Annotated in this window: 21 protein-coding genes and 2 pseudogenes; 14 read left to right on the top strand and 9 right to left on the bottom strand. The window is 62.0% G+C overall.

The window, feature by feature from the left end:
* Positions 1 to 70: 70 nt before the first annotated feature.
* Positions 71 to 712, top strand: coding sequence for a hypothetical protein (locus tag AC4D2O_RS14510; protein ID WP_490908043.1), 642 nt, complete (start codon positions 71 to 73; stop codon positions 710 to 712).
* 80 nt (positions 713 to 792) lie between these two features.
* Here the strand turns inward: AC4D2O_RS14510 and AC4D2O_RS14505 are convergent, their stop codons facing one another.
* The gene (locus tag AC4D2O_RS14505; protein WP_490908042.1) at positions 793 to 1,143 is read right to left on the bottom strand and encodes a VOC family protein; all 351 of its coding nucleotides are present in this window, start codon (positions 1,141 to 1,143) and stop codon (positions 793 to 795) included.
* Between the two features lie 132 nt (positions 1,144 to 1,275).
* Complete coding sequence (locus tag AC4D2O_RS14500) at positions 1,276 to 1,461, bottom strand: hypothetical protein (protein ID WP_490908041.1); 186 nt, start codon at positions 1,459 to 1,461, stop codon at positions 1,276 to 1,278.
* 441 nt (positions 1,462 to 1,902) lie between these two features.
* Here AC4D2O_RS14500 and AC4D2O_RS14495 point away from each other — a divergent pair, with 441 nt between their 5' ends.
* Positions 1,903 to 2,517 carry a hypothetical protein gene (locus AC4D2O_RS14495; RefSeq protein ID WP_490908040.1) on the top strand — a complete coding sequence of 205 codons (615 nt, stop codon included), beginning with the start codon at positions 1,903 to 1,905 and terminating at the stop codon, positions 2,515 to 2,517.
* Positions 2,518 to 2,657: 140 nt separating this feature from the next.
* On the top strand, positions 2,658 to 2,900 hold the full coding sequence (locus AC4D2O_RS14490) for a hypothetical protein (protein WP_490908039.1): 243 nt from the start codon (positions 2,658 to 2,660) through the stop codon (positions 2,898 to 2,900).
* Between the two features lie 288 nt (positions 2,901 to 3,188).
* On the opposite strand, the gene AC4D2O_RS14485 is transcribed toward AC4D2O_RS14490, so the two are convergent.
* Positions 3,189 to 3,785: a dihydrofolate reductase family protein gene (locus tag AC4D2O_RS14485; RefSeq protein ID WP_490908038.1), complete on the bottom strand. Its 597-nt coding sequence runs from the start codon at positions 3,783 to 3,785 to the stop codon at positions 3,189 to 3,191.
* Between the two features lie 305 nt (positions 3,786 to 4,090).
* Between AC4D2O_RS14485 and AC4D2O_RS14480 the strand changes: the two genes are divergently transcribed.
* Together AC4D2O_RS14480 and AC4D2O_RS14475 are read left to right on the top strand one after the other, a co-directional pair.
* Positions 4,091 to 4,615: a GNAT family N-acetyltransferase gene (locus AC4D2O_RS14480; protein ID WP_490908037.1), complete on the top strand. Its 525-nt coding sequence runs from the start codon at positions 4,091 to 4,093 to the stop codon at positions 4,613 to 4,615.
* A gap of 101 nt (positions 4,616 to 4,716) precedes the next feature.
* Entirely contained in the window at positions 4,717 to 5,040 is a 324-nt protein-coding gene (locus AC4D2O_RS14475) for a hypothetical protein (RefSeq protein ID WP_490908036.1), read from the top strand.
* A 63-nt stretch (positions 5,041 to 5,103) separates the two neighbouring features.
* Here the strand turns inward: AC4D2O_RS14475 and AC4D2O_RS14470 are convergent, their stop codons facing one another.
* Entirely contained in the window at positions 5,104 to 6,234 is a 1,131-nt protein-coding gene (locus AC4D2O_RS14470) for a serine hydrolase domain-containing protein (RefSeq protein ID WP_490908035.1), read from the bottom strand.
* A 289-nt stretch (positions 6,235 to 6,523) separates the two neighbouring features.
* On the opposite strand from AC4D2O_RS14470, the gene AC4D2O_RS14465 reads away from it, so the two are divergent.
* The 6 genes from AC4D2O_RS14465 to AC4D2O_RS14440 all read left to right on the top strand — a co-directional run bounded on the left by AC4D2O_RS14465 (position 6,524) and on the right by AC4D2O_RS14440 (position 9,376).
* Entirely contained in the window at positions 6,524 to 6,823 is a 300-nt protein-coding gene (locus AC4D2O_RS14465) for a dihydrofolate reductase family protein (RefSeq protein ID WP_490908034.1), read from the top strand.
* Positions 6,824 to 6,849: 26 nt separating this feature from the next.
* Positions 6,850 to 7,080, top strand: a complete 231-nt coding sequence (locus AC4D2O_RS14460) for a dihydrofolate reductase family protein (RefSeq protein ID WP_490908033.1) — start codon at positions 6,850 to 6,852, stop codon at positions 7,078 to 7,080.
* A gap of 336 nt (positions 7,081 to 7,416) precedes the next feature.
* A complete protein-coding gene (locus tag AC4D2O_RS14455) occupies positions 7,417 to 8,085 on the top strand; it encodes an alpha/beta fold hydrolase (RefSeq protein ID WP_490908032.1) in 669 nt (222 codons plus the stop codon).
* A 256-nt stretch (positions 8,086 to 8,341) separates the two neighbouring features.
* Positions 8,342 to 8,629, top strand: a complete 288-nt coding sequence (locus tag AC4D2O_RS14450; protein ID WP_490908031.1) for an alpha/beta fold hydrolase — start codon at positions 8,342 to 8,344, stop codon at positions 8,627 to 8,629.
* Positions 8,630 to 8,721: 92 nt separating this feature from the next.
* Positions 8,722 to 9,129 (top strand): winged helix-turn-helix transcriptional regulator, encoded by a 408-nt coding sequence (locus tag AC4D2O_RS14445; protein ID WP_490908030.1) that lies wholly within the window; start codon positions 8,722 to 8,724, stop codon positions 9,127 to 9,129.
* Positions 9,011 to 9,376: a DNA/RNA non-specific endonuclease gene (locus AC4D2O_RS14440; protein ID WP_490908155.1), complete on the top strand. Its 366-nt coding sequence runs from the start codon at positions 9,011 to 9,013 to the stop codon at positions 9,374 to 9,376. Before AC4D2O_RS14445 ends, AC4D2O_RS14440 begins: the two co-directional genes overlap by 119 nt.
* On the opposite strand, the pseudogene AC4D2O_RS14435 reads toward AC4D2O_RS14440, so the two are convergent.
* Positions 9,348 to 9,839 (bottom strand): annotated as a pseudogene (locus tag AC4D2O_RS14435) (molybdopterin-dependent oxidoreductase); the annotation flags it as partial. The gene AC4D2O_RS14440 and the pseudogene AC4D2O_RS14435 sit on opposite strands and share 29 nt — an antisense overlap.
* 24 nt (positions 9,840 to 9,863) lie before the next feature.
* On the opposite strand from AC4D2O_RS14435, the gene AC4D2O_RS14430 reads away from it, so the two are divergent.
* A complete protein-coding gene (locus AC4D2O_RS14430) occupies positions 9,864 to 10,127 on the top strand; it encodes a hypothetical protein (RefSeq protein ID WP_490908162.1) in 264 nt (87 codons plus the stop codon).
* Between the two features lie 94 nt (positions 10,128 to 10,221).
* Positions 10,222 to 10,596, top strand: coding sequence for a histone-like nucleoid-structuring protein Lsr2 (locus AC4D2O_RS14425; RefSeq protein WP_490908029.1), 375 nt, complete (start codon positions 10,222 to 10,224; stop codon positions 10,594 to 10,596).
* Between the two features lie 192 nt (positions 10,597 to 10,788).
* Here the strand turns inward: AC4D2O_RS14425 and AC4D2O_RS14420 are convergent, their stop codons facing one another.
* The 3 genes and pseudogenes from AC4D2O_RS14420 to AC4D2O_RS14410 all read right to left on the bottom strand — a co-directional run bounded on the left by AC4D2O_RS14420 (position 10,789) and on the right by AC4D2O_RS14410 (position 12,760).
* The gene (locus AC4D2O_RS14420) at positions 10,789 to 11,358 is read right to left on the bottom strand and encodes a DapH/DapD/GlmU-related protein (RefSeq protein ID WP_490908028.1); all 570 of its coding nucleotides are present in this window, start codon (positions 11,356 to 11,358) and stop codon (positions 10,789 to 10,791) included.
* Between the two features lie 176 nt (positions 11,359 to 11,534).
* Positions 11,535 to 11,690 (bottom strand): annotated as a pseudogene (locus tag AC4D2O_RS14415) (cupin domain-containing protein); the annotation flags it as partial.
* Between the two features lie 44 nt (positions 11,691 to 11,734).
* Positions 11,735 to 12,760, bottom strand: coding sequence for a zinc-dependent alcohol dehydrogenase family protein (locus tag AC4D2O_RS14410; protein WP_490908027.1), 1,026 nt, complete (start codon positions 12,758 to 12,760; stop codon positions 11,735 to 11,737).
* A 153-nt stretch (positions 12,761 to 12,913) separates the two neighbouring features.
* Here AC4D2O_RS14410 and AC4D2O_RS14405 point away from each other — a divergent pair, with 153 nt between their 5' ends.
* A complete protein-coding gene (locus AC4D2O_RS14405) occupies positions 12,914 to 13,807 on the top strand; it encodes a helix-turn-helix transcriptional regulator (RefSeq protein ID WP_490908026.1) in 894 nt (297 codons plus the stop codon).
* Here AC4D2O_RS14405 and AC4D2O_RS14400 read toward each other — a convergent pair.
* Entirely contained in the window at positions 13,784 to 14,329 is a 546-nt protein-coding gene (locus AC4D2O_RS14400) for a GNAT family N-acetyltransferase (protein WP_490908025.1), read from the bottom strand. The two genes, AC4D2O_RS14405 and AC4D2O_RS14400, sit on opposite strands and share 24 nt — an antisense overlap.
* Between the last annotated feature and the right edge of the window lie 159 nt (positions 14,330 to 14,488).

The raw sequence follows: 14,488 nt of genomic DNA, 5'->3' as shown, positions 1-14,488 counted from the left end.
AGCAACCGCCCCGTAAGACGATGGCCGCGCGTGCACGGGCGGATGGACGTGATCTGCGAGGATTTGCACCATGCACAGTGGTGGCAACGAATGGGTCATGCCGTGGTTGAAGCGGAATCGTGGATGGCCGTGGCCCGAAAGCTCCTACGGGTTGAGTCCGATGTACGGCGACGATGGGTGGTGCCGTACATGCGGCATCCCTCTTCGGGAGCAGACGGGCGACCTCGTTCTGCAGCGTAACGGGATCTCCTCGGCGCAGGGCGCGTGGATGCCGTACTGGAGGTATGACGTCATCTGCGTCGAGACGACCTTGGCAAAGCAGATCGAGGAGTACTTCGGCGTAGCTCACCGCCCAATCCTTTGGTCTCGGGGGGAGTCCAGCCATGCTTCCCAGCTGGTCATCCCCGTCGTTGGTGACAAGTGGCATGAGAGCGAGTCACTACGCGAGCTCGCGATGGCGGAACACGGTGAGGTCGGAGGCGGTTGCCCGACTTGTGGGGCGTGGCGGTGGGCGCCGGTTTTTGTGAATGAGTTGACCGGCTTGGATCAAGGTGTCATGCAGTATGAGGGGGCGATTATGGTGAGCCCGGAATGGTTTGGTGGCGGCCTGCAGTCCTTCCGGCAGGTTGTCCTCCGGCGTGAACTGGCCGAATTGATCGTCGCCAGTAGCCCACGCGACTTCCGGATCGAACCCATCCCTAGTCCGTCCTGATCGCCGTACCCGATGGGAGCTGAGCACCCAGCTGTCCCTGTGAGGGATCGACATCCGGGCACTAAGAGAGAGCTTCTATATCAGGTCAGTTCTGTGACGAAGCCGATCTTATTGCCGTCCATATCCGTGAGTTCGAAGAAGTCGACGACATCTTCAATCCGCTGCAGCTCGCTGACGTGAAGGCCAAGCTTCGTGAACCTCGCGTGCTCTTTGGCGGCGTCTTCGATGCTGATGTTGACGGACAAACCCTCTTGACCAGCAAGTTGCGGAGCTAGCGCAAGCTGAAGCCAGAAAGGGCCGAGGTCGAATTCGATTAGACCTTCGAGGGGGATCTGCGCGGGCTCCCCAAGCTTGAAAGCTGATGTGTACCAGGCAACTGCTGTTTCCAAATCATGGACTGGCACCGCAATCGTCACTGCTTTCGCTCTCATTCGAGCAACCTAGCAATTCGCCCACGAAGTGGGAAGGGCCATCGTGGGCTTCAGCTGAAGGACGTGACCATGCGTGCCCGTAAGCGGGTCGCCCAGCGCGCAGCCGGACAAGATTCTTCCCTCGGCACCCTATCAATACGGTGTGTAGGTCGAGAGCTGGTATAGGACGAGTCCTACGAGGGCGGCGACTGTCAGCTGCAGGGCCGACATGAGGACGATGATGATTGTGGTCCAGAAACTACCGAATCGGTACCTGCGCCGTGTCGTCAGCCAGACGACTAGGTAGATCAACGAGATCAGGAGCATGAAAGGAAGCACGTATGGGATATATATGACGATGATGTAACCGGGGTAGTTACCCGACACTGCGCCCGCCAACAGGCAGAGCGGGGGCAGCAGGTAGGAGAGCAGAAGCGCGAGCCTCAACCAGCGAATTAGCCGGGGCGGGCGCGGCTTCTCTCCCTGGATCAGTGTCGCCGGAACGACAGGAGTCGCAGTAACGCCGCCTGGTTCAGGTAGGTTCTCGCGAGTTGTCATAATGACTGCTTCCAGGTTGTGTAGTTGGGCTTGCTGCCCGCGGCCTATTGAGCCGGCAGGAACATCTTCCGTTGAGCGATCCCCCAACGGGTGTTGGTTGTTGTGCGGATGGCTCTCTCGCCACGGTGGAATGATCAGCCTATGGGGCTGACTTCGCTGCACGCATCGGATGGAACACCGCAACGGCGGTTGCCTATCAGTGCGGCTGCTGAGGACATAAAGGTGCGCGTCATAGGCGCAACAATCATCCAGAGCATCGGCCTGCTATTGCTGATACATATAGGTGAAGTCGGCGGCCCCGACACCGACGTGCGGCTCGGCCTGGTCTACGGCGCCCTCCATATCGCAGTCGGTGCTGCCGTCCTTGGCATCCGGCCGTCCCTCCCAGCCGTGGGAATGTTCCTTGTGCCCGGAAGCGTCCTCGCCCTCATCGCCGCACTCGAAGGAGGGTACTGGGCCGGCGCATGGGCCTTTGGGCTCACCGCATGGGCCTTCCTATGCAGCGAACTAACCATGAGCTCACGGCCGCACCGTCTCGTCTCCCGACTACTCAGGCTGATCCTCGGCATCATCCCGGCGGCACCACTGATTGGCCTGGCCCTCTTCTGGCCCAACCCTGTCGCCTACCTGCTGGCCTTCAGCCCCTGGTGCCTGCTGCTCCTCGGCCACTACTCCCACATGCCCTGGCGCGCAGCCGCGGACTGCGCACTAGGGACCGGACTACTCGTCGTCCTCATCACCGTGCCGCAATATTGGCTTTCACCGGAAGGTTCCATTGCCGGGATATCCGCCATTAGCGGCTTCGGCATCACCTGGCTGACACGCCGACGAAGCTGATCCCTGTCCCGCGGAGGGATCCTCATGCGGGCGGACAGTGAGGCATCTTGGTCCACGTCGATCGGATTATGGTCCATCCAGTAAGGCGTAGCATCCATGTCTACGGGCTGCATTTGATTCGCCAGAGAGAGTCTCGCACCATGAATGATAAGTCGAGTAAGAGATTCCCGCAAAAGCGGTTCTTTCCCTCCAAGGGCGGCGTAATCCTTGGACTCATCTTCGGAGTCTCAGCTCTCCTCAACCTAACTGAACATACTTCGCCGTTCTGGATCACCTTTGACGTCATCCTATGCGTGATGACGTTCGGGTTCGCGGCCGCCAACATCGTGGGACTGGCCGTCGTCAAACGCCGCAAGTCGCCAAGGACCAAAGACTTCACCTAGTAGCGGATGAGGATCGGCGTGCGTGCACCCAGACACACTGACACTAACGCGGCCACAATCCATTCCGGCGACCTGCAGGTTTGTGCAGAGGAGTCCGAGAAACCGGATACTCACACTCCTCTGCACGAACCCAGAACGGCGCGGCAAGCTGTGCAAACGACTGCGAGAAATGACATTCCTCGGTGATCAAAGGCTTGTGTAGCGAATATTGTCCTTTGCGCACCATCACCAACGCAGTGAGGCCCATCTCCGCGCCCGTTGATGGCGGTCGAGGTCGTCGGGATCCACTCAGGCGTACTCGGGGCGGCCCGCTACACCGTACGTGAGGCCCAGGACGCCGGTGCCGAACACTTTCGACTCCAGCAACTGCAACCCGAAGTCCAGGCCGCTCAGTGGGAACAGGTGCTCACCTTCACCGACGATCACCGGGAACTGGACGAGGTTGATCTCGTCCACCAGTTCCTGCGCGAGTAGCCAGCGCGCCAGCGCAGCGCTGCCGACCACGAGAAGTTCCCCTCCCGGTTGCGACTTGAGGTCGCGGATTGCCGCGGCGACATCGCCGGAGATCACGGTGGAATGCTCCCAGGCCGGATTGGTCAGGGTGTTCGAGACCACGTACTTCGGCTTCGAACTGATCGCCTCTCCGAATCCGCCGTCGTCGGCGCGAGCCCCCCAGTAGCCCTCGAACATACCGAAGGTCTTGCGGCCAAGCAGGAACGCGTCGGGCCGCTGCCAGGTTTCGAGGATGTATTGCACGCCCTCGTCGTCGCCGAGTGGAAGCGCCCAACCGCCGCGCGTAAACCCGGGATCCAACTCCTGGTTATTGCCGCCGTTCGCCTGAGCGACTCCGTCGAGGGTGATCTGCAAGCTGATGGTGAGTTTCATAATGCATTCCTTCCTTTTGTCATCGCCACGAACAGGCGGCGACGATGTCGTCACCCCTGAGAATTCTCCACACCTTTATGACGATTCATCGTGAACCTCGAAGAAGCGTCGGCACCATTGCCCGCGATCTATTGGACCTTGTAACGCTCCTCGGTCCGCTCACAATCATCCTCGCCGGAACACCGGCACGTATGGCATACCTTATGTTCAGCCCCCACCTTCGGGAATGAACTCATCTACTGACCCCGTTCCGGTGAGGGATGGCCCTGCGGGCTGCCGCGTAGTCGTGTGGAACGATGATTTGCATGCCTTGGCTCCGCGCGGTCCAGCTCGACACATCCCGGCTCATCCTCGAACCGTTGGAACCTCGACACGCCACCGAGATGGTCCCAGTTCTCGCCGCACCCGAGCTCTACTCCTTCACCGGCGGCGAACCACCAACTGACCACGCTCTTCGCGCCCGGTATCAACGCCAATCGCTCGGGCACTCCCCTGCCCACGACGCCGGTTGGTTGAACTGGATCATGCGCACGAAGGAAACGGGAGTTGCGATCGGCAATGTGCAGGCAACTCTCACGGTCGACGACGACGTCCTTACGGCGGACATCGCATGGCTCGTTGCCCCACCAGCACAGCACCAGGGGTTCGGCACCGAAGCCACCAGCACCATGCTCGCCTGGCTCTTCGATCAACACGTCATGAAGGTAAGGGCCCTCATCCATTCGGGCCACGATGCCTCAGCTCATATCGCTCAGCGCCTCGGCCTCACCTCGACCTCGGTCGTGGTTGATGACGAGTTGCTATGGGTACGGACTAAGAACATCCACTAGCCCTCTCGAGAGATGCCTGTAGAAGGATCAGTGAACGAAAGGTCTTGTTGAAGAGGGAGTAGCTCTGGTCCTCCTTCGGCATCTCGGGCACGCTGGGGTCCATGCGGAACTATCCCGAGTTTGTGCAAGGCATGCAGGCCGCTCTGGTGTGGTGTGGCACTCTTCGTGTTGATACGGAGGCGCCGACGGGCCGTGCGTGGATTCAGGCAGCCGATGGCCGTCAGTTCTCCTTCAAGGAACCGCTGGCCGGTATCTGCGGTGTACTGACAACCTACGACTCAGAGGTCATGTCTGAGCCGGACGATGAGACGGCCCTCAGTGGGCAGCTTCGATTGTTCGCGATACACGTCCGGGAAGCCGTTGATACTTCAGTGGTCGATGGCCTCGTCTTAGTGTTCACCGCATGGGGCGTCGAAACGGAGTGAACGCGGACTGGTCAGCCAGGTTGTCCCGCAGCGGGATCCTCGTAGGGCATTCGTGCGGCCGTTTCAGGCCGGGTTCAGTGTTGTTTCGGCGGCATTCGTGAATGCGTCAAAGAGTTCGCTCGAGGGCGGTAGTAGCTGGGTCATCAGGACAACGCCAGCGCTGTGATCAGGCCAGCTGTACCAGAGTGTGCCGAGTCCACCTCCCCACCCGTACCGGCGCCCACACTGTCCATTGGTCACTCCAACGCCGTACCCCCATCCGCCTCCATTGAGGAAGGCTTGGGCCGAGGGGCCTGATCGTTGGTCCGCGGTGAGGTGATCGGACGTCATCGACGCCACGGATCCAGGTGATAGCAACCCGCCGCCGTCATCGAGCAGCATGCCCGCGAAGCGCAGCAGGTCACTCGCAGTGGACACCAGACCGCCGCGGGCGTCCGGGAAGGCCGGTGGTCTCGACCACCGGCTCTCCAGCGCGCTGTCGAAGAGGACCAAACCGTCCTCACTTCGAGCGAAGGACGGCACAAGGTGTTGCGGCGAGGCGACGAATCCGGTCTGCGACATGGCAAGGGGTGTGAACAGTCGCTCACGCAGGACCACATCGAGGGATGTTCCCGTCGCGCGTGCGAGCACGACTCCCAGCACCGCAAACGCCATCTCGTATCTCCAGACCGTACCTGGCTGCTCCAGCAGAGGAAGTGAGGCGAAGCCGGCCACCCATTCATCAGGCGACAGTATCGCCGCAGGGTCAGGCGGCCCGAGCCCCAGACCGGCGGCCTCGGCTTCCTGCACTGCGGGGCACGTGCTTTCGAACGCGAATCCGAAGCCCATCCGCATGGTCAGCAGGTCCTGGATCGTCATTGGCCGTCGAGCTGGGACGGTGTCTTCGAGTGGACCAGCAAGGTGCCGCAGGACACGGCGGTCGGTCAATTCCGGGATGAATCTCTCGACGGCATCATCGAGGCTCAGCACCCCGTCCTGATCGAGGAGCAGCGCTGCAGCAGCAATCAGTGGCTTCGTGTTGGAGCTGATGCGCATGACTGCATCAACGGGCATCGGGGTTGCCCCACCGGGTTCGGTTCCCCCCGCAGTGGCCAGCGATGTCCGGCCCTGGTGCACAACGCCCACGACAGCGCCCGGAACCTCGCCCATATCTACCAGCGGACGGATTGCCTCGATGAGCTGCTCGGCATTCATCGCTTGATGGTAGCAGCGGTCAACTCGAAGCATATTGAACCATAGAGGTGTGCTCAGCGCGTTGTAAATTTCGGGTCACTCGAGCTACTAGCCGCAGGTTCGGGCGACATGTGTTGTTCAAAGCACACCCGCTAGTGGGGTATGCGGAAATAGAGCATCCAATCGAAGACTGTGGATCACTCGATGTTCTCGACGTCCGATATGCGGGACAGTGGAACCGATGAGATCGACCTCCTGGGCGCGCCTACGTGAACGAAGGCAACGCCAACGAGAGAAGGAAGCAACGCACATGAAACTGACGAGCATGACACAAGTCACCGTGGATGGAGTGATGCAGGGAAACGGGCACGCGACTGATGAGGATCGCAAGAACGGATTCGAGCGCGCCGGATGGGCTATGGGCAGATTCGATGGCGAGACCGGAGCATTTATCACTCACGCCTACCAATGCGCCGATGCGTTCCTGTTCGGACGGAAGACATACGAGATGTTTGCCGGCACCTGGGGCACGATCGAAAATATGCGCACCCACCCCATTGGCGTGGCCTTGAATAACGCGACGGCTCGGCTGCGGCCATCCGCGAGCTGAAGGCAAACCCGGGAGGCGAACTGCAGGTGCACGGCAGCGGTGCCTTGCTCCGATGGTTGCTAGCGAAGGATCTTGTCGATGAGATAACTTTGCTTGTCGTTCCGGTCATCCTCGGTCAGGGAGCACGACTGTTCCCTAATGACGGCCCAGCCGTTGCGCTCGACTTGGTCGAATCACGATCCGATTCGAAGGGCGTAGCGATCCAGGTCTACCGGCCCGCTGGTCGCCCGCAGTATGCGCCGAACTTCGCTACCTGACAGCAGGAAAGCCCTCGATCACGAACGAGCGCAGCCTGGCCCACCTCGACAGCCTCCGGCCGATCCCCGACGAAGCGCCCCCTCCTTCGCCCACCGCCACCGGTGCACCTCCCGACGAGACCGGATCGCCTTGGTCCGGGTACGGACTACCGACCAACGACTGCACGCCGGCAGTCGATGGCAAAGAGTCACGCGAAAGCGACGATCAGTCACTTGATCTGCGGAGTGCCTTGATGCTTCCTGAGCGGTTGGGCCACCGATGACTCCCGGTGCCGAATTCCGTCTCCATGGGTATGACGTTGATCCGAGACGGCATGACCAGAGGAGTTGGGAAGCATGGCGACTTTCGTACTGATTCATGGAGGCGGATCAACGAGCTGGGACTGGCACCTGGTTACTCCGTTGCTGGAAAACTCGGGTCATGATGCCTTGGCAGTCGATCTGCCGATCGAGGACGAAGAAGCCAGCCTCAGCGATTACAGCGCCGTGGTGAGCGCTGCTGCCGGCGGCGCTCACCACCCCATCATTGTCGGCCACTCGTTGGGGGGTTTCACGGCACCGCTTGCGTGCGAGGAACTACAAGCAGGGGGCCTCGTGTACCTGGCAGGAATGATTCCCTTCCCCGGAGAGTCATTCAGCGAGTGGTGGACGAACACAGGCTACGACCGCGAAAGCGTCGATCAGAACGAGGATGCTGCTTTCTACAACGGTGTTCCCGATCATCTCGCCCGCGAAGCTCGTGCACGGACCCGCGACCAAAAAGGCGCATGGATGTCGATGGCCTGGCCCGCGAAAAGCCACCCCAATGTCCCCACCACCGCCATTCTCTGCCAGGACGACCGGTTCTTCCCCGCGCCCTTCATGAGGCGCCACATCATCGAGCGGCTCGGGACCGAACCAGAAGAGATTGCTGGTGGGCACTATGTCACTTTGAGTAACCCAACCGGTGTCGCTTCAGCGCTCGACGGTTTCGCTCGAGACGTCAGCATGCGGTGGAGTCGATAAGCTCCTGCACCTCCTGCACGTACAGGTATCAGCTGCTGGAACGGAGGAAGAGCGCGTAGCAGCGTCAGCATGGCGAAGGAGCTGATGGCGGACATCGTCGTGAAGGCCACCGATCCCGTTGGAACCCTCCCGGAGATAATGAGCGACGGATGCCGCGGAATTCCTCGCCGGCCTAAGGCAGCACACGAACAGCGGGGATCATGTTCGTGTCGTCGAGTATTTTATGCACGGGATGCCGAGGGAGTGGCTTGATTCCGTGCTGCAGAATCCCGCGATCGTTGCCAATGCTCCTAGCCTCGCAGCTGACTCGGAAGCCCTCGCCTGGACCCTGTCAGCACCAAGGACTGCCCTGTGGGGAGACATCGCCCAACCGATCGTGGTCATCCTTGGCGAGGAGACACTGCCGATGATGCCCGCCGCCGCAGAGGCGATCCTCACCGCGGTCCCGAACTCCCGCAAGGAGATCATCGGCGCCAGTGGCCACGGGTGGGAAGCTAGCGTCATGACCCGAACACTCAGCTCATTCCTGCACGATGAGAGCTAAATCTAAGCGACTTCCTCGCCTTGAGGGCAGCGCTAGCCCTCACCTTGTCGGTGCTAGGAAGCGAACCCGCCTGCGATGGAGAGCCTGCGCCGATGCGGTACTCAGGGCTCGCCCGAGTTCTTGCCGGGGTCAGCCCGAAGATGCTTACCCAGACGCTGAGGCCCCTCGAACACGACAGGATCGTCAATCGGACCGTAACGCCGATTGTCCCCGTCACAGTGACGTATGACCTCACAGACCTGGGACGGTCGCCGCATACGACGGTCCGCCTCATAAAGACCTGGGCCAGAACCATATGGACGACGTCTTCGCCGCCCGCGATAATCACGACAACCGACCCGAGGTCTGAACGATCCGCCCGCGGCCGTGAGTCAGTCCGGCATCCACTGGCGACTCGATCCGAGGATTGCCGAGGACCAGCAACCCGGCGAGAGGGTGTACGTCCGCAACGACACCGAACGCGGGCACCTCGTGCGCCGGGCCTCTGCCGTCGGGGGTAACACCCGGGTCGAAGCGGCCCGGGCGAACAAGGACACCTTCCATGACACCAACGCCGCCCCACAGGCCGCGAAGTTCAGCCAGGGCCTCGAGCTGCGGCTCGGCCTGGAAACCTATCTGCTGGAGAACGCCGCCAACAACGACCGGCGCCTGATCGTGTTCACCGGGCCCATCTTCAGCGCCGGACTGTTTCCGCTTCAATCGAAGTCACCGCTCGTCAGTTTTCCGGCCGTTGTGAATGCTGAGTGATCGGCATCCACCCCATACGGGTGGATTTGGCGATGACGTCGGCGGTATGGAGCCCTGCCAGGTGACCCTCCGCCAACGGGGGTTGCAGTGAGTCGGAGGAGTATCCGTCGGAACGGAACTGGTCGGTGTGCGTGAACCAGAACGCTGTACCGATCATGAACCGGGGTGGGCGGGTCCAATCAGTCGCACCAGCCATAGCCGCCCATCCAGTAATAGGACGTGCCTTTTCCTGGCCGAGGTAGCGCGCCCATCCGCCGCCGTTGCGCCCCTGGCACCCACAGAGAATCAACATCGCAAGGATGGCCCGGTAGGTGACGTCCCCGTGGTACCACTGACAGATTCCGGCATTCAGGATGATCATTGATCGGCCCTTTGACTTCCCCGCGTTGGCGGCAAACTCTCGAGCGATGCGGGTAACTGCTTGAGCCGGTACCGAGGTTGTTTCTTCCTGCCATGCAGGGGTGTACGGGGTGACGGTGGTGACGAGGTGGCCTGCTACCTCGATTATCGGCTCGACTTCGAGAACTGCCGTCCCATTTATTTCGCGGAGCCCCGGCGGGTGTACGCATGGGTCCGCTACCCCTCCAAAGCAGTACGTATCCAGGCCCAAGGAATCGCCCACGCCAGGATTTCAGTAAAGGTCCCTTTCCTGGAATCTCACATTCAGATTCAGCGTGAGGGCTGGGTGTGGCTCGACTGGGTCACGCCCGAGTTCGACTGCAATCAGCACGATGACGGCGACAAAAAGTAGAACAACAGGTTCGGTGAATGAAACCGGGACACTTCGCGGGTGTACACCACATTTTTCCGACACGATAGAGTGGAAGGCTGGGGATCATTGATTCATGTCCAATAACTCAGGAGTTGAAATGGCGCAGCGCGTACAGGTGGAATTGGTAGACGACCTCAACGGTGAGGTGGCACAGGAAACGGTCCGTTTCGGTATTGATGGCGACGAGTACGAGATCGACCTGACAACGGAGAACGCGCAGAAGCTGCGCTCAACCCTGTCCGACTACGCGGACAAAGCCCGCAAAGCCAAAACCGGCCGCAAAGCCCAGGGCGGACAGAAGTCCACCTCGCCGTCTTCCTCGACAGACCGGTCCAAGCGCGAGAACACTCAGCAGATCCGCCAGTGGGCGCAGGACAACGGCTACAACCCCAGCTCCCGGGGGCGCATCACCCAATCGATCATCGACGCCTACAACGAAGCCCACTAGCGGGGTCGCCCGCTAGCCAGAGTCCCCGCCCGTGGCGCTCAACCGCAGACTACGGCGGGCGGGGCCTGGCGCTCTCGCATAAGCCTGGAGGATTGCCGCGTAAGCGCCACGTGAATCTGATTTCCACGTTGGAGGAGCAGGTCGATGTCTGGACTTGCACCTCGTCCTCCACCTCGTGGTATCACCGCCGCATCAGTCGGAGACGTACCGAACGATTCTGGCCGGTGACCCGACGACGACCGCGTTGTCAGGCACATCCTTCGTCACGACCGCTGCCGCTGCCACCACTGCATTTCGTCCGATGGCGACCCCTGGGAGGATCGTCGCATTAGCTCCGATCCAGACATTGGTTCCGAGGAGGATCGGGGCCGGGAGGAGGTCCGTGCGGCGACTCGGAGCGAGATCGTGGTTGAGTGTTGCGAGCACCGCGTTGTGCCCGATGAGGCAGTCATCCCCGATGATGATGCCACCCTGGTCCTGGAACATGCACCCGGCGTTGATGAAGACCCGTCGTCCGATGGTGATGTTCCTGCCGAAGTCGGAATGGAACGGCGGGAAGACTGTCACCGAGTCGTCGACCGGCGTACCGATCAGCCGGGAGAGGAGCTGGCGGACCTCCGCCGGGTCCTTCCATCCGCTGTTCAACTCCCACGTGATGCGCAGGGCTTCCTGACTCGTTTCGTGCATGACCGCATGGAGTGGGGAGCCTCCCGGGATGGTCCTGCCGGCATTCAGTTCATCGAGCAGATCATTCAGTGTCATCTGATTCACTTTCGGCTGTGGCTGTGGCTGTGGACAGTCGTAGGGTCACTCGTCGACCCGGGTGGCGAGGGTGGTTCCGTCGGGGAGGCCCTCGATGGCCGGCGCGTCGTCGACATTGATGGTGTGTCCGACGGCGAAGGCACTCAGTCGCGGATTCATGGTGCACTTTTCGTTCGTCAGGACACGGCACCGTGCCATTGCCACTCCCCTGCCGGCGTGTAGACGGTGTCGCCCGGGTGCAGTTCGATGAGTTCCTCGCCGCGTGACTGGACATGGCCGCGGCCTTCGGTGACGTGGAGGGTCTGACCGACAGCGTGCTTGTGCCAGGCGGTGTGTGCGCCAGGAGAACCGCCTCAGAATGCCGACGGGGGTGCGATCAGCCGAGGGTCAGCAGGACCTTGGTGGCTCGGCGTTCAGCCATGGCCTTGTAGCCTTCTGCGGCGTCCTCGAGGGGCAGGGTGAGGTCGAAGACCCGGCCGGGGTCGATGGTTCGGTTCCAGATCAGCTCGATCAGGTGCGGCAGGTAGCGGCGCACAGGTGCGGGTCCGCCGAGGGTGTGGATGCCGGCGAAGAACAGTTCCATACCGGGGATCTGGACGTCATGGTTCACGCCGACGTAGCCGAGATGCCCGCCGCCGCGGGTAGCGCCGACGGCCTGCATGAATGACTCCTGGGTTCCGACGGCTTCGACGACCGAGTGGGCGCCCAGTCCCCCGGTGAGTTCCTTGATCCGTGCGACCCCTTCATCGCCGCGCTCCTCGACGATGTCGGTGGCACCGTAGAAGCGGGCGAGTTCCTGCCGGTCCGCATGCCGGGACATGGCGATGATGCGCTCGGCGCCGAACTGCTTGGCAGCGAGTATGGCCATGATTCCGACAGCGCCGTCGCCGACGACGGCGACAGTCTTGCCCGGGCCGGCCTGGGCGGCCTCTGCCGCGAACCAGCCCGTGCCCAGGACGTCGGAGGCTGCCAGCAGTGACGGGATCAGGTCGGCGTCAGGATGCCCTGGCGTGGCGACCAGTGTCCCGTCGGCGTAGGGGATGCGGGCCTTCTGGGCCTGGGTGCCGATTCCACCGGCCACGAAGGAGGCGTGCACGCACTTGGACTGGAACCCGGCCTGGCAGATCTCGCAGGTGTTGTCGGAGATGACGAAGGACCCGACGACGAAGTCGCCGACCGTAAGGGTCTTCACTTCCGCGCCGATTTCTTCGACGATGCCTACGTACTCGTGACCCATCAGGGTGTGGTCCACCGGCTCGATCCCGCGGTAGGGCCACAGGTCGGACCCGCAGATGCAGGTCGCGGTGAGGCGGACGATCGCGTCCGTGGGCTCGATGATGGTCGGGTCCTCGCGGTCCTCGACCCGGACGTCGCCCGGGGCGTGCATGATGACTCCACGCATGGTGGTACTCCTTTGCTAGCGCGACTACTTCTGGTTCGACTGGATGGTCATTGCATCCAGTCAAACCCCGATCCGTGAGGCGAGGGAGTCCCTGTCGAAGGGTGTACTGGCAGGGCACCCCACGCGCGGAAGCAGCGATCTACGCTGGATGGCATGGACAATCGAGCCGAGGTCCGCGCCTTCCTGATGTCGCGGCGCGCGAAGGTGACACCCAAGGAAGCAGGGCTGATCGCAGGCCTCAACCGGCGTGTGCCCGGGCTTCGCCGCAGCGAGGTGGCAACCCTGGCCGGTGTCAGCGTCGAGTACTACTCCAAGCTCGAACGCGGCGCCATCGCCGGTGCGTCGTCCTCTGTCCTGGACGCTCTAGCCCGGGCTCTTCAGCTCGATGATGCCGAGCGCACGCACCTGTTCGATCTCGCCCGCGCAGCCGACGGCATACCTACCTCCGGCCGCCCCCGCCAGCGCACTCCCAGAAAAGTACCAACGCGGGCGAGTCTGTTCTGGGCGCTGGAATCCATCACGGACGGCATCGCGTTCGTCCGCAACCAGGGTCAGGACCTCCTTGCCGCGAACGCCCTCGGTCGTGCCTTCTACTCCCCCATGATCGGGGACGGCGGAATGGTCCCGAACCTCGCACGCTTCCAGTTCCTCGACCCCGCATCCCGCGATTTCTACCCGGACTGGGACACCTTCGCCGGCATGTGTGTCGCCATCATGCGGGCTGAGGCCGGAAGGGACCCCCACAACCGCGCGCTGCAGGACCTCGTGGGGGAACTCTCTACCCGCAGCGATACCTTCCGCACCCTCTGGGGCGCCCACGACGTCCGCCAGCACGCCACGGGAACCAAGCGCTACAACCATCCCATCGTCGGCGAACTCACCCTGGCCTATGAGGAACTGCTCCCTACTGCCGAGCCGGGACTGGTCTTCATGATCTACACGGCCGAGCCCGGATCGCCGTCGGCGGAGCGACTACGACTGCTCGCTTCATGGGCTGCAGAACACCGGTCGCCGCGGACGATGTCAGGTGCTCGCATCACGGAATGACCGTTGCAGCGATATCACATCGGTGAACATGGATGTCTTCGACGTCACCCTGACCGGCTTTCTCATCTGCACGGCAGTGGTCTCATACCCTAGAGACTCATAGAGATTGCGGGCGACGGCGTTGTAGCCGAACACATTGAGCCCCAAAGTCGCGGCGCCATGCTCCGCCGCAGCGACCTCTGCAAGCTGCATCGCGGCACGACCATAGCCCTCGCCCCGGTAATTCTCATCGATCCTGAGGTCGGACACCCACCACGCGTCACCTCCGTCGAGTTGTGAGATCCAGAGATACCCGACAACGACGCTCCCGGCGTCCTTGTCCGTAGCCACCACGTCGTACACGAACTGCCCTGATCCAGCGACTCCATCGGGGAACGACGTGTCAGTCGACGCTCGGGCCCTCTCAGTAGCCGCCTCAACGGAATCACCTGAGCTGATACGGGACTGCTCATAGTCACGACGCACCGCCTCGATCCATGCTGGAAAGCTTTCGGCCGGCATCGGACGTAACTCGATAGTCATCCGCTCCCTGTAAGCGGCCCTCAACCTGGCGTCCTCACTTCGGGCCCGTCATTTGATCCCCGGACCGCCACCACTGATGGCGACCCTTGACCGAGCCGCTTGTGGCCATCGCCCTCCATGACGTGATCAACCGACGAGGTGCCGAATAACTGTGCCTCG

Source organism: Arthrobacter sp. TJ-238, from assembly GCF_058269215.1.
The sequence above is the reverse complement of the archived record's forward strand: the minus strand, read 5'-3'. Positions and strand labels throughout refer to the sequence as shown.

Coding starts and splice junctions, on each gene's coding strand:
- AC4D2O_RS14420 (WP_490908028.1), bottom strand. CDS start 11,358: ATGACACTGAATGATCTGCTCGATGAACTGAATGCCGGCAGGACCATC.
- AC4D2O_RS14400 (WP_490908025.1), bottom strand. CDS start 14,329: ATGACTATCGAGTTACGTCCGATGCCGGCCGAAAGCTTTCCAGCATGG.
- AC4D2O_RS14455 (WP_490908032.1), top strand. CDS start 7,417: ATGGCGACTTTCGTACTGATTCATGGAGGCGGATCAACGAGCTGGGAC.
- AC4D2O_RS14425 (WP_490908029.1), top strand. CDS start 10,222: ATGTCCAATAACTCAGGAGTTGAAATGGCGCAGCGCGTACAGGTGGAA.
- AC4D2O_RS14445 (WP_490908030.1), top strand. CDS start 8,722: ATGCGGTACTCAGGGCTCGCCCGAGTTCTTGCCGGGGTCAGCCCGAAG.
- AC4D2O_RS14470 (WP_490908035.1), bottom strand. CDS start 6,234: ATGAATGCCGAGCAGCTCATCGAGGCAATCCGTCCGCTGGTAGATATG.
- AC4D2O_RS14480 (WP_490908037.1), top strand. CDS start 4,091: ATGCCTTGGCTCCGCGCGGTCCAGCTCGACACATCCCGGCTCATCCTC.
- AC4D2O_RS14485 (WP_490908038.1), bottom strand. CDS start 3,785: ATGAAACTCACCATCAGCTTGCAGATCACCCTCGACGGAGTCGCTCAG.
- AC4D2O_RS14410 (WP_490908027.1), bottom strand. CDS start 12,760: ATGCGTGGAGTCATCATGCACGCCCCGGGCGACGTCCGGGTCGAGGAC.
- AC4D2O_RS14465 (WP_490908034.1), top strand. CDS start 6,524: ATGAAACTGACGAGCATGACACAAGTCACCGTGGATGGAGTGATGCAG.
- AC4D2O_RS14510 (WP_490908043.1), top strand. CDS start 71: ATGCACAGTGGTGGCAACGAATGGGTCATGCCGTGGTTGAAGCGGAAT.
- AC4D2O_RS14490 (WP_490908039.1), top strand. CDS start 2,658: ATGAATGATAAGTCGAGTAAGAGATTCCCGCAAAAGCGGTTCTTTCCC.
- AC4D2O_RS14505 (WP_490908042.1), bottom strand. CDS start 1,143: ATGAGAGCGAAAGCAGTGACGATTGCGGTGCCAGTCCATGATTTGGAA.
- AC4D2O_RS14405 (WP_490908026.1), top strand. CDS start 12,914: ATGGACAATCGAGCCGAGGTCCGCGCCTTCCTGATGTCGCGGCGCGCG.
- AC4D2O_RS14475 (WP_490908036.1), top strand. CDS start 4,717: ATGCGGAACTATCCCGAGTTTGTGCAAGGCATGCAGGCCGCTCTGGTG.